Source organism: Achromobacter sp. SIMBA_011, assembly GCF_046535435.1.
GTDB classification, from domain to species: domain Bacteria; phylum Pseudomonadota; class Gammaproteobacteria; order Burkholderiales; family Burkholderiaceae_B; genus Achromobacter; species Achromobacter dolens.
On the sequence record NZ_JAWRWN010000308.1, the window covers coordinates 1 to 280 of the forward strand.

The following is a 280-nucleotide window of genomic DNA, read 5'->3' on the forward strand; positions in this document are numbered from 1 at the left end:
CACCTTCAGCCGCATCCTTGCGCGGTTCGTCGCGCATGGCGAAGAGGCCGCTTGCGGTTCCGCCAGCCATCACGACAGCCACGGTCTTGCCTTCGCTTTCCAGTGCGGAAATGCGATCGGCCAGTTCCTTCGAGAGGGTGCCGACTTCGGTTGCAAAGCGCGGCGCGCCGATGAACAGGTCCTTTCCGCCGACAGTGCCCTGCATGCCGCGACCGGAAATCGCCTTGATGTTGGAGCCGGGCAGAGGCTTCACGCCGGCCTTTTCGGCATGGTTGACGAT

General features: G+C 63.6%; 1 pseudogene. It reads right to left on the bottom strand.

The window, feature by feature from the left end:
• A pseudogene (locus SB816_RS31085) lies at positions 1-280 on the bottom strand (heavy metal translocating P-type ATPase); the annotation flags it as partial.